Raw genomic sequence first — 12719 nt, forward strand, 5'->3', positions numbered from 1 at the left:
AATATGAAAAAAATACTCTTTTTAATCATGGTAGTAGGTATGTCAATTATAATTGCAGCTTGTTCAAGTGAAACTTCAGGAGATAATGGCGCTGAAGCAAGTGATGGTGAAACATTTGTGATTAAAGCAGGTCACGCAGCGTCACAAGATAACTTTCAACACGCTTCGTTTGAAAAGTTCAAAGAGTTAGTTGAGGAAAATAGTGATGGTCGTATAGAGGTTGAAATCTATCCTAACAGCCAGCTTGGTGGAGAGAGAGAAATGATAGAGGCAATTCAATTAGGTAACCTAACAATGGCAGCGCCTTCAAGTGCGCCATTAGCATCATTTTCAAATGAGATGCTTTTATGGGATCTACCATATTTATTTCCAAATGCAGAAACAGCTCATCGTGTCTTAGATGGAGAAGTCGGGCAAAAAGTATTAGATTCATTAGAGGAAAATGGCTTAAAAGGTTTGGTATATTGGGAGAATGGATTCCGTCACTTTACAAATAATATAAGACCCGTCTCATCTACTGATGATTTGGGTGGTATTAAAATGCGTACATTGGAAAATCCATTACAGGTTGAAGCATGGAATGCAGCGGGTGTAAACGCAACACCAATAGCATTTAATGAGCTTTATTCTGCATTACAGCAAGGTACAGTCGATGCACAAGAAACACCATTAGCATTAATGTATAACATGAAATATTATGAAGTACAAGATTACTTGACATTAACTGAGCATATGTATTCTCCATGGCCAGTAATTATTAGTCCAACTTTTTATGATAGTTTACCAGAGGATTTACAACAAGTCGTATTCGATGCAGCAGTAGAATCACGTGAGTATAACCGTCAATTATCTGCAAATGATGAAGCGGCGGCACTTCAGTTATTAGTAGATGAAGGAATGGAAGTCGTTGAATTGACTGAAGAAGAAAAAGCTGGTTTCAAATCGAAAATGGAAGTCGTTTATGAAGAAATTGCTGATAAAGCAGGTCAAGAGCTATTTGATGATTTAATGGGTGAATTAAATCAGTAATCTAAGGATAACTAGGTAGTAAACGACTGCCTAGTTATCTTCATACATAGGATGGATGGTGAAAATCTATATGAGATACCTTAAGTCAATTCTAAATCATTTTGAAAAAGTGTTGATAACACTAAGTATGATTATCATGGTTGTATTAATTTTCATACAGGTATTTACAAGGTATGTAATGGGTGATGCGATGACTGGAATGGAGGAGGCGGCAAGGTATTTATTTATTTGGTTAATCTTTTTATCAATTGGGATTGGATTTTCAGATAAAGCCCATATAAGTATTGATATTATAATAGATAGGCTCCCAATAGCAGCACAAAAAGCATTAAGACAATTTGTATATATAGTGCTGTTTGGAATTTTTATTTACTTTACATACCAGGGATATTTATTAGTGGAAAATATGATGGGCTTTGGTCAAAATTCAGCTACACTCCAGATCCCGATGTGGCTTGTATATTTATCATTGCCTGTAGGTTTCCTCTTTGCTTCTTTACGATTGATTCAAACCTCGATCAATCTATGGAAAGAAGATGATAACCAGATTGAAAAGGAGGGGCCGATACTATGAGTCCATCGATTATATTGTTTGGAACTTTAATTATTTTGCTGTTACTATCTGTCCCTGTAGGATTTGCACTTTTAATTGCTAGTTTATTTACTGTTCTAGTTAGTGACATTTCAATGCCTATTAACTTAATAACACAGGTTTTAATAACAGCAAATGATTCCTTTCCGTTAATGGCTATTCCTTTCTTTATTTTAGCTGGTGCATTAATGGGGAAAGGTGGGATCTCTGAGCGATTATTTAAGATTGCAAGTAGTTTTGTAGGTCATTTCCAAGGTGGATTTGCAATTGCAGCGATTCTGACAGCAATGTTCTTTTCAGCTATTTCTGGATCAGGTCCTGCCACTGTAGCTGCCATTGGAACCATTATGATTCCAGCAATGGTTTCTAGGGGATATAGTAGAATTTTTTCTACTGCACTGATAGCTGCAGCGGGCACGATTGGTATTGTTATTCCACCTAGTATTCCATTGGTAGTTTATGGTGTATCGGCTAACGTATCAATTGGTGATTTGTTTATTGCTGGTATTGTACCAGGTATCATGATGGGGCTAAGTCTCATTATATGGGCAGTTTTTCATTCTAAAAAGCATAATTTTTCTGTTTCTGAGAAATCATCATGGAAAGAGCGTCTTAAAATGTTGAATCAAGGTAAAGGTGCTATTCTAATGCCTGTTATCATTTTAGGTGGTATCTATGGTGGTGTTTTCACACCAACTGAAGCAGGGGTAGTAGCTGTGGTTTATGCATTTGTTCTAAGTGGGTTGATTTATAAGGAATTAAAATGGACAGAAATGTTTTCTGTAATTTATAAGGGCTCCTTGACTACTGGTTCAATCATGATTATTGTGGCGGCAGCGGCTGTATTTGGACGTATATTAGCATTGGAACAAATACCTAATCAAATTGCCACAACTATTATGGGAATTACAGAAAATCCAATTATATTTTTACTTTTAATAAATGTATTGTTACTTATTGTAGGTACATTTATGGAAACCATTGCTGCGGTAATTATTTTAACTCCAATTCTATTGCCATTGGCAACTGGATTAGGGATTGATCCTATTCACTTTGGTATTATTATGATTGTTAACTTAAGTGTAGGGTTTATTACACCACCACTTGGATTAAATTTATTTGTGGCTTCGAGTATCTCAAAATTAAAAATTGAGAGGTTATCGATAGCAATCATTCCACCTTTTATTATCCTAGTCATAACACTATTACTTATAACTTATATTCCAAGTTTATCTTTATTTCACATATAACATGGTGAACACAAGGAGGAGAAAAAATGACAACACCATTTAAAGTAACGATAATTGATCACGAATGGGAAGATACAAATATAGAAGAAGAAATTGTAGCCTCATATACAACTAGTGAACAACCAATAGAATTATCAATTTTACAATCACAAGATAAATCTAAAATTGTAAATGCTGCTAAAAATTCAGATGCAATAATCATTATGTATGCAAATATTGACAGGGAAATTCTAAAGAAAGCACCGAATTTGAAATTGGTTTCACGTTACGGTATCGGAATAAATATGGTTGATGTAGATGCAGCTACCGAAGCAAATACGATAGTTGCAAATGTAAATGATTATTGTGTTGACGAGGTTTCTGATCACGCGTTAGCCAGTATTCTTTCGGCTGCACGTCGCTTGGTACCATATAATGATATGACCAGAAAAGGACAGTGGGACTTTAAACAAGTAGCTATTCCACTTCGCTCTAGTAAAGCTACTGTAGGGTTACTAGGTTATGGAAAAATTCCTAGAAGACTAGCTGAGAAACTAAATGTAATTGGATATCAAGTGTATGCATATGACCCATTTGTGGATGGGGATACAATGAAAAAGGATAAAGTAGTTAAAGCAACTGTAGAAGAGATTATGAGAAATTGTGATTTCGTTTCAGTTCATGTTCCATTAATTGACGATACTTATCATTTAGTAGGTGTAGATGAATTGAATATGATGAAAAGAAATGCCTATATTATTAATACTGCTAGAGGTCCAATCATTGATGAGATAGCATTGATCGAGGCATTAAAAGAAAACAAAATTGCTGGTGCGTTTCTTGATGTAACGGAGAAAGAACCACTTCCATCTAATCATGTCTTAAGAACTATGGATCAAGTAGTTTTAACGCCACATGCAGCTTGGTATTCAGAGGATGCTTTTAGGGAAATCAGACAAAAAGCAATAATGAATGTAATTGAAGTCGCTCAAGGCAAATTACCAACCTATCATATTAACAAAAATGTTTTAGTGAAATAATTAATGGAATTATACTTTATCAAAAGGGAATTTTCATGCTTCATTAATAATATTTAACTAAAGACCAAGACATATACTTTGATCTAAATATCCCAACAGATGATATAACTAGCCATTAAACATCACACTGCATGTTGTTAAACTTCAAATGTAGGCTAATGTTAAGAAAACTGTGTTGTATACAACCCTGTATTCTATTAATATAATGTCGTCTATTTTTTAATTATTCTATTTTTATCTAAAAAAACCAATATTTCTACTTGACACTTTATTTGTGATTCGTTATGATATGGTGAAATCGTAAAACTAAAATTTTAAATTGAATAAAGCAATTTCTTATCAAGAGTCGGGGGAGGAACTGGTCCTGTGATCCCGCAGCAACCGTTACTTTAAAGAGTAAAAAATGGTGCTAAATCCAGCAAGCGTCCGCTTGAAAGATGAGACAGTGTGTAAAGAAATTTAACCTCTTCCTCATCGGGAGAGGTTTTTTTGTTTTCACTGAAGGGGGTGATAGAATTCGAGATTTGGAAAGGTATTGAATTTAAACCAACTAAACGAATGGGATAAGTCCTGTTGATTTAGGAAGGGAAATCAAACAAAGAGTGCGTTTTTTACTTCAAAATCAAAAATTAAAAGAGGAGAGATTATATTGACAACGAAAACAGATAGCTTATATAAAAAATCATATTTTAGCAGGATCACTGAATTAAAGGAATATGCACCGGAAGCATTCCAATCCTTCTTTGCTTTTAATACAGAGGCATTGGCCGAAGGAAAATTGTCCGTAAAATTGAAGGAATTGATTGCTGTTGCAGTGGCACACATCACCGGATGTCCCTACTGCATCGAATTACATGTTGGGAATGCGAAGAAAAATGAAGCAGACAAAGAGGAAGTTGCTGAAGCTATTTTTGTAGCAACAGCATTAAAGGCAGGCTCGGCAGCTGCCCATGGGGTAAACGCGCTAAATGCATTTGACGGGGAAAGTGATGAGGAGCTTTACAAAGCATCCTATTTTAATAGACTTAAAGAATTTGGTGATCTAAACGGTGATACCTTCAAGGCATTTGCCGCTTTTGATCATAAGGCCCTCAAAGCAGGTAAGCTGACAGTGAAGGAAAAAGAGTTAATTGCGGTGGCATCCGCACATACAACAGGATGTGCTTATTGCATTAATCTGCATACGAAAAATGCCAAAAAAGCGGGTGCAAGTCTGGAGGAAATAACGGAAGCCATTTTTGTGGCAGTAGCGTTAAAAGCAGGATCGGCCATTGCGCATAGTGTAAATGCATTAAATGCTTACGATGAGGCATAAGTCATTAGAAAAAACCAGTCAATAATAGGAGAGAAAGGAGCCTCACCCACCTTCCCTCACTCGACGGGATTATGGAAACATAGAAAGGATAAGGGAACAAATCATAATAGTCTATCTTATTGGAGAGAAACGGCAAACTAATGGAACATAGATTTTAATAGAAGCTTAACATTTATTGACTTTCTTCATAATAGAAAAAGAGATTTTGGAGAAGTAAAACAGTAGTATGGTTCTTTAGCGACAATCATGATATCTTGAGCGCTTGCGCTTTTCTTTCAAACAAAAAGAGAGGTTTTACCAGTGAATGGTGAAGCCCCTCTTTTTATTAATGGATATTTCTGTATAATCCTATTACTTTCCCTAGTATGGAAACATTTGAATAAATTAATGGCTCCATTGTCGCATTCTCGGGCTGCAGGCGTATGTGGCCTTTTTCTTTGAAAAATCGTTTCACCGTTGCCTCATTATCTTCAGTCATAACCACTACAATATCACTGTTATTGGCTGTGTTTTGCTGTTTTACGATTACCATATCCCCATCAAGTATTCCTGCTTCTATCATACTTTCACCATCAATTACCAGTACAAATATATTGTCATCAGGATTGGAATTGGAACTAGGAAGCGGGATAAATTCTTCGATGTTTTCTACAGCTGTAATAGGAAGACCGGCGGTTACCTTTCCTATTACCGGAGCATAAAGCGCTTCTTCTTTCGGGATGTGATTATCCACATCCAAATCAATAATTTCGATAGCTCTCGGTTTAGTGGGATCTCTGCGAATAAATCCTTTACTCTCTATTCTTTCGAGATGACCATGTACGGTCGAACTGGAAGCAAGACCAACTGCAACAGCTATTTCACGAACGGACGGCGGATACCCTTTTTGTTTAACTTCGCTTTTTATAAAATCAAGAATCATTTGTTGTCTTTTTGAAAGTTTCGTCATCTATCGTTCACCTCTCACATAGGATTAACTAATGATAGTTTACCATTATCTTCATGAATAAGCAAACATTCGTTCTAAAAATCATTGACAGGACCATATGTTCGGTAGTATACTTTCAGTAAGCGAACAGTCGTTCTAAAAAATTGTAAAGGGGACTATAACATGTTTGAAAAAATTTCAAAATCGGATGCTTTTTATTTAGTTGCTTTTGCGTTATCATTGGCTTTTCTATATTTTTCCATGATCATTAGTGGATAACTTTTATACTGGGGGAGGATCTTGGATTTGCAGGCAATCATATACTGTCGAGTAAGTACAGACAAAAAAACACAGGAAACTTCATTGGCCCGACAGAAACAGGAGTTGCTGCGACTCGCTGATAAATACAATTTTGATGTGATGGAATGCATTGAGGAGCAGGTAAGCGGGTACGAGATTGATCGGGATGGAATCTTTAAAATGCTGGATTATTTTTCTGCTGACAAAGCACAATGCTTGTTAATCCAGGATGAAACGAGACTTGGCAGAGGAAACACGAAAATTGCTCTTTTCCATCAGCTCCAAAAGTTAAATATTTCCATCTACACCGCGATTAATGAAGGGGAACTCGAACTGACCGAATCGGATTCAATGGTGCTTCAGATTGTGGGTATTGTCGAAGAATATCAGCGTAAAATTCACAATATGAAAATCAAACGTGGTATGAAAAAGGCAATAAATGAAGGATATAATCCAAAAAATAATTTAGCCAATATCAATAAGGCTCCAGGAAGGGAACGCATTGCTTTTCCTATCGAAGAGGTCGTTCGGTTACGCAGCAATAACCTTACGTTCGATGAAATAACAAAAACGCTGAATGGATTAGGCTATAATGTCTCTAAAGCAACTGTACACAGGAGATATAGAGAATTTCAAAAAACTTGAATATCGAATATAGGTAGAGTACGATGAAAAGGCAGGGATATAATATTCTTGCCTTTTTAATTTCTCTAAATTTACCAGGAGGGTAATGAAATGTTATCAAAGCAAAAACTGGAGCGAATAAATATATTGGCTAAAAAATCTAAGAATGAAGGGTTAACAGATAAAGAAAAAGAAGAACAGAAAACATTGAGAGAAGAATATTTAAATAATGTCAGAAGCTCTTTTAAAAATCAGTTTAAAACGATGACTGTTATTGATCCGGAAGGCAATGATGTAACTCCTAAAAAAGTTCGAGATCTGCAGGAAAGAAATAAGAAACATTAGAACATAATAAGAGGGAAGCAATATAATTAATTTGGTTAATAAACTAAATGGATGAAATCACTTGTTGCAAATCAAGATTCATTATAGAATGTATGTGGATACTTCATCCTTAAATTTGAAAGGAGCACTAAATATGTCAGAGAATATTGAACAATTATCGGTAAATACAATTCGTACTTTGTCAATTGATGCGATAGAAAAGGCAAATTCTGGTCATCCAGGATTACCTATGGGTGCAGCACCAATGGCGTACACACTTTGGACAGACTTCATGAACCATAATCCAAAAAGTTCAAAATGGTTTAACAGGGATCGATTTGTACTTTCTGCAGGACATGGTTCCATGCTTTTGTACAGCTTGCTTCACTTATCAGGGTATGATCTAACAATTGATGATCTGAAAAATTTCCGTCAATGGGATTCCAAAACTCCTGGTCATCCGGAAGTAAACCATACAGATGGTGTCGAAGCAACTACGGGTCCTCTTGGACAAGGTATTGCCATGTCAGTTGGTATGGCAATGGCTGAGGCTCATCTTGCAGCTAAATTCAATAAGGAAGACATGGCTATTGTGGATCATTATACATATGCCCTTGTCAGTGATGGAGATTTGATGGAAGGTATCTCACATGAAGCAGCTTCTTTAGCCGGACATTTAGGTCTGGGTAAATTGATTGCATTATATGATTCCAACGATATCTCGCTTGATGGAGAATTGAACCGCTCCTTCTCTGATAATACAGATCAGCGTTTCAAAGCTTACGGATGGCAGGTCATCCAAGTGGAAGACGGCAACGATTTGAATGCAATCAGAAGCGCAATTAAAGAAGCGCAGGCAAACACGGAACAACCTACTTTAATAGAAATCAAAACAATTATCGGATATGGTTCACCAAATAAATCTGCTTCTGCTTCTTCACATGGTGCACCACTTGGATCGGATGAAGTAAAGTTAACAAAAGAATATTATAAGTGGACTCATGAAGACTTCCAGGTCCCTGAAGAAGTTTATGCAGACTTTAACGAGAAAATCGTTAAAAATGGAGAAGAAAAACAATCTCAGTGGAATAAATTGGTAGAAGGTTATAAAGAAAAATATCCAGAGCTTGCTGAAGAATTCGAACTTGCTATAAAAGGCGAACTTCCTGCTGGCTGGGAAAAAGATCTTCCAGTTTATCAGCCTGAAGAAAAGGCATTGGCTACTCGTGCATCATCAGGGGAAGTTCTTAATGCGATTGCAAAATCAGTTCCTAACTTCTTCGGAGGAAGTGCTGATTTAGCCGGTTCGAACAAAACTACGATCAATGGAGAAGATGATTTCACTCGCAGAGATTATTCTGGCAGAAATATTTGGTTTGGTGTACGTGAGCATGCAATGGGTGCAGCATTGAATGGTATGGCGCTGCATGGCGGCTTAAAAGTATTCGCCGGTACCTTCTTTGTATTCAGCGATTACTTAAGACCGTCAATTCGCCTGGCTTCTATTATGAATGTACCGGTTACGTATGTATTTACACATGATTCCATTGCAGTAGGGGAAGACGGACCAACTCATGAGCCAGTAGAACACTTGGCGGCATTGCGTGCAATCCCGGGATTGTCCTTAATTAGACCTGCTGATGGCAATGAAACCCAAGCTGCATGGAGACTTGCAGTAGAATCAACAGACCAGCCAACTGCATTAGTCTTAACAAGACAAAACCTGCCTACTCTCGAAGGTACAAAAGAAAATGCTTATGAGGGCGTTAAAAAAGGTGCTTATGTTATTAGTAAATCTGAAAAAGAAACACCTGATGCAATATTGCTTGCGACCGGTTCTGAAGTGCAGCTTGCAGTGAAATCCCAAAAATCTCTTAAAGAGAAAGGCATCGACGTTAGTGTAGTAAGTATGCCTTCATGGGACCGCTTTGAACAACAGGACGAAGCATACAAAAACGAAGTAATTCCGCCAAATGTAAAAGCACGTGTCGGAATAGAGATGGCTACATCATTTGGATGGGCTCGTTATGTTGGCGATCAAGGAGCAGTCATCGGAATTGACCGCTTTGGAGCTTCTGCAAATGGAGAAAAAGTCATTGAAGAATACGGTTTTACTGTAGAAAACGTTGTAAACCATGTTGAAAAAGTCTTAAACTAAACAAAGCAGAAGATGGTTCCTTTTAAGGAGCCATCTTTTTTTGTAAAATAAGAAAATATAAATTTTGGCAGCAATTAACTTTTACACATAAACAGCCACGTCCAGCTACAGCGCCCAGGGACTAGCGAGGCTTCCTTCGCCTCCGTACGATAAAGAAGACTTGCCGACTGGCTTTGCCAGAGGCTTAGTCGCACTTAGACCCTTGTGGTGAAAGTCAACATCGACTCTCTCCGTTCGTCGTGTTTCCTTTATCGCCTACGTAGGAATGTTCGACAAGTCGAACCACCCCACAGTTCGGGGCGCAGTCCGTAGGTCCCTTAACGGGCGCTTGCGCTTTTGTTCTAACTAACGCTGTCACCGAGTGGCCTGGTGACAATCAAGTTTCCATGATAATTAAGTAATCTGACTAAACAGGTGCAAACTATGACAAGGTTCTATTTCTTCCCGGATTCGACAAAAATAGTATAAATTTGCATTATATTATGACAGGATTTTGTTGAATCAATACTTATAATAGAGGGTAAGAGGGGAGAAGATAGATATGAATGAGTACTCTATTTATTGGATTAAGGAAGAAGTTGCGAAAAGCTACTTTCACAAAAGTGATATCCTTTCACGCTTTTTGAGGGAATATGAAGCCGAACCAGACCGTAATGACTTGAAAACCCAATACTTATACATTACTCGTCAGGTTCGATTCAAGGAAATTTTAGCCCACTTGAATAAAAATCAAGCTAAACATATTACTGTTCATTCAGTAGGCAAGATGATATATATTAATCAAAACGACCATTCCATCCTGCTTCAGGTGGAGGGCGGGTTATTGAATTTCCGTTGTAAGAACTTGCAAGAGGCGGTTATGCTTTTATTTCCTATGCTGCGGGATTTTCACCCCTTTTTATTCGTACAGGGTAAAAATGTGCCAAATTACGGATGGATTTCTCCGATCATACAAAAAACAAGTGCTCAGGTAAGACAAGTATTGTATTCTTACCGCTAATTTAATATACTGTATAAGAGACAACACGAAGGAGGAAGTTCTGGAAATGAGCACAATTTGGGTCGTACTAATTGCTATAGCAGCATTAATTGCTGGTGTTGCTCTTGGATTTTTTATTGCTAGAAAATATATGATGAACTATCTGAAAAAGAATCCACCAATCAACGAGCAAATGCTTCGAACATTAATGATGCAAATGGGACAAAAACCATCCCAGAAGAAAATCAATCAAATGATGCGTGCAATGAATAACCAATCAGGTAAAGAATAGCTATTATATTAATTACAATGATAAACAAATATTGCACAACACCTCCACGAATTTAGACTGGAGGTGTTTTTATTGGGCAGGAAGAACCATTGCTGAAATGAGACGCTAATTACTGTCCAAGAAGATAATATTGCTTATTTTGTCGAATTCAATGTGTTTCTTTTACCTGGTTATCTGTTAGAATAGATAAGAGCCGATAGGAGGGTTACGATGACAGAGATAAATATCTTTCTTGCTTTTGGGGCGGGGTTCTTATCATTTATTTCACCTTGTGTACTGCCAATTTATCCGGTATTTTTGTCTTATATTACCGGTATGAGTGTAAACGAATTAAAGGAAGATAATAAAAAAGTCAATAAAAAGGCGCTAATACATACAATAAGTTTTCTGGTTGGTTTTTCCAGTATTTTTATAATGATTGGGTTTACCACTACTTTTATTTCAGAATTTCTTTTGACCTATCAGGATCTGATCAGGCAAATCGGTGCAATCTTAATTATATTTTTTGGGCTGGTTATAGTCGGTGTGCTTAATTTTGAATTCCTGATGAAAGACAGAAAAATACATTTTAAAAATCGCCCGGCTGGAATTTTTGGTACATTTATTATCGGGATGGCATTTTCGCTTGGGTGGACACCATGTACGGGTCCGATCCTGGCTATTGTCCTTTCGCTTGCAGCCACCAATCCGGATATTGGGATGGTTATGATGATCAGTTACATCTTAGGATTCTCGGTTCCTTTCCTTGTTTTGTCCTTTTTCATTGGTAAACTAACGTGGTTCAGAAAACACAGTGCCAAGCTGGTGAAAATTGGCGGATGGGTGATGATCTTTATGGGGGTTGCCCTGTTCTTTGATTGGATGACCAGACTTACTGCATTTCTGGCAGGGTGGTTTGGATTTTACGGTTTCTAATGGAAGTTTCCCTTTGAATATATTATGATAAACAATCATAGACTGAATTTACGAAAATAATTTGAAAAGGTGGTGTTTCCCTTGGCAAACATTCTTATTGTCGATGATGCGAAATTTATGAGAAACAATCTTCGTGAAATTCTCGAAAATAATCAGCATGTTGTAGTTGCAGAAGCTGAAAACGGCAGAGATGCTGTTGAATTGTATAAGGAGCATGAGCCGGATCTGGTTACAATGGATATAACAATGCCAGTAATGAGCGGTATAGAAGCTATTAAAGAGATTAAACGAATAGACGGTGAAGCGAAAATTATTGTATGTTCAGCTATGGGGCAGCAGAAGGTTGTTGTGGAAGCAATCGAAGCCGGAGCGCTGGATTTTATTGTAAAGCCTTTTGATGAATATCGTGTATTGGAAACCGTTAAAAATGCTTTAACGAAAGTTAGCAAATAACAGATTCTAGATTCATGTCTACGAGAGAGTGATTTAATATGTTTTGGTTAGTGGCAAGTACAGCTGTCGCAGCTTTAATGGCTGCAGCAATGATTGTAATAAGATTAAGAGCGTCCAAAAAACCTGCTTCAGTAAAAAAAATAATCTTGCCGCCACTTTTTATGAGCACTGGTGCTCTGATGTTTCTCTTTCCTGTGTTCCATATTTCCTGGGTCCAAATGCTGGAAGCTTTTCTGGTCGGAATGATATTCTCTATTTTACTTATTAAAGCTTCCAGATTCGAAGTTCGGGGCGATGACATCTTTTTGATTCCTTCAAGGGCTTTTCCTTTTATTCTGATTGGCCTGCTAGTGATAAGGATCATCATAAAGCTCATTGTAGGAAGTCATATCTCCCTAGGGGAAACAAGTGGTATGTTCTTTATGCTTGCATTCGGTATGATTATAACGTGGAGGACCGTGATGCTTTACCAATTTTTACAATTGAAAAAGCTCAGTTACAGATAAATGCGCTTAACCTTTAGTTAAGCGCATTATTTTGT

The 12719-nt window shown here is 37.1% G+C and carries 14 protein-coding genes and 1 riboswitch; of the genes, 13 read left to right on the plus strand and 1 reads right to left on the minus strand.

What is annotated here, in order from left to right; genetic code table 11:
- Positions 1–3: 3 nt before the first annotated feature.
- From A4245_RS13820 to A4245_RS13840, 5 genes are all read left to right on the plus strand, one after another.
- Positions 4–1029 carry a TRAP transporter substrate-binding protein gene (locus tag A4245_RS13820; protein WP_067728905.1) on the plus strand — a complete coding sequence of 342 codons (1026 nt, stop codon included), beginning with the start codon at positions 4–6 and terminating at the stop codon, positions 1027–1029.
- A gap of 70 nt (positions 1030–1099) precedes the next feature.
- Positions 1100–1603 carry a TRAP transporter small permease gene (locus A4245_RS13825; protein ID WP_067728907.1) on the plus strand — a complete coding sequence of 168 codons (504 nt, stop codon included), beginning with the start codon at positions 1100–1102 and terminating at the stop codon, positions 1601–1603.
- The gene (locus tag A4245_RS13830; RefSeq protein ID WP_067728909.1) at positions 1600–2871 is read left to right on the plus strand and encodes a TRAP transporter large permease; all 1272 of its coding nucleotides are present in this window, start codon (positions 1600–1602) and stop codon (positions 2869–2871) included. The genes A4245_RS13825 and A4245_RS13830 overlap by 4 nt, the downstream gene beginning before the upstream one ends.
- Before the next feature lie 26 nt (positions 2872–2897).
- The gene (locus A4245_RS13835; protein WP_067728911.1) at positions 2898–3890 is read left to right on the plus strand and encodes a C-terminal binding protein; all 993 of its coding nucleotides are present in this window, start codon (positions 2898–2900) and stop codon (positions 3888–3890) included.
- 333 nt (positions 3891–4223) lie between these two features.
- Positions 4224–4334: riboswitch (SAM riboswitch) on the plus strand.
- Positions 4335–4536: 202 nt separating this feature from the next.
- Positions 4537–5205 carry a carboxymuconolactone decarboxylase family protein gene (locus A4245_RS13840; protein WP_067728913.1) on the plus strand — a complete coding sequence of 223 codons (669 nt, stop codon included), beginning with the start codon at positions 4537–4539 and terminating at the stop codon, positions 5203–5205.
- A gap of 325 nt (positions 5206–5530) precedes the next feature.
- Here A4245_RS13840 and lexA read toward each other — a convergent pair whose 3' ends face one another.
- Positions 5531–6154 (minus strand): transcriptional repressor LexA, encoded by a 624-nt coding sequence (gene lexA / locus A4245_RS13845; RefSeq protein WP_067728915.1) that lies wholly within the window; start codon positions 6152–6154, stop codon positions 5531–5533.
- 285 nt (positions 6155–6439) lie between these two features.
- On the opposite strand from lexA, the gene A4245_RS13850 reads away from it, so the two are divergent.
- From A4245_RS13850 to A4245_RS13885, 8 genes are all read left to right on the plus strand, one after another.
- Positions 6440–7078 carry a YneB family resolvase-like protein gene (locus A4245_RS13850; RefSeq protein ID WP_067728932.1) on the plus strand — a complete coding sequence of 213 codons (639 nt, stop codon included), beginning with the start codon at positions 6440–6442 and terminating at the stop codon, positions 7076–7078.
- Between the two features lie 90 nt (positions 7079–7168).
- Positions 7169–7402: a DUF896 domain-containing protein gene (locus A4245_RS13855; protein WP_067728917.1), complete on the plus strand. Its 234-nt coding sequence runs from the start codon at positions 7169–7171 to the stop codon at positions 7400–7402.
- 133 nt (positions 7403–7535) lie between these two features.
- Complete coding sequence (gene tkt, locus A4245_RS13860; protein WP_067728919.1) at positions 7536–9539, plus strand: transketolase; 2004 nt, start codon at positions 7536–7538, stop codon at positions 9537–9539.
- 541 nt (positions 9540–10080) lie between these two features.
- The gene (gene sirA, locus A4245_RS13865) at positions 10081–10539 is read left to right on the plus strand and encodes a sporulation inhibitor of replication protein SirA (RefSeq protein ID WP_067728921.1); all 459 of its coding nucleotides are present in this window, start codon (positions 10081–10083) and stop codon (positions 10537–10539) included.
- Positions 10540–10585: 46 nt separating this feature from the next.
- Complete coding sequence (locus A4245_RS13870; protein ID WP_067728923.1) at positions 10586–10810, plus strand: YneF family protein; 225 nt, start codon at positions 10586–10588, stop codon at positions 10808–10810.
- A 210-nt stretch (positions 10811–11020) separates the two neighbouring features.
- Positions 11021–11725, plus strand: a complete 705-nt coding sequence (locus A4245_RS13875) for a cytochrome c biogenesis CcdA family protein (protein ID WP_067728925.1) — start codon at positions 11021–11023, stop codon at positions 11723–11725.
- A gap of 81 nt (positions 11726–11806) precedes the next feature.
- Positions 11807–12178, plus strand: coding sequence for a response regulator (locus tag A4245_RS13880; protein WP_067728926.1), 372 nt, complete (start codon positions 11807–11809; stop codon positions 12176–12178).
- 38 nt (positions 12179–12216) lie between these two features.
- Positions 12217–12684 carry a CcdC family protein gene (locus A4245_RS13885; RefSeq protein ID WP_067728928.1) on the plus strand — a complete coding sequence of 156 codons (468 nt, stop codon included), beginning with the start codon at positions 12217–12219 and terminating at the stop codon, positions 12682–12684.
- The last annotated feature ends 35 nt before the right edge of the window (positions 12685–12719 follow it).

Source organism: Oceanobacillus damuensis, from assembly GCF_001618145.1.
GTDB classification, from domain to species: Bacteria; Bacillota; Bacilli; order Bacillales; family Amphibacillaceae; genus Oceanobacillus; species Oceanobacillus damuensis.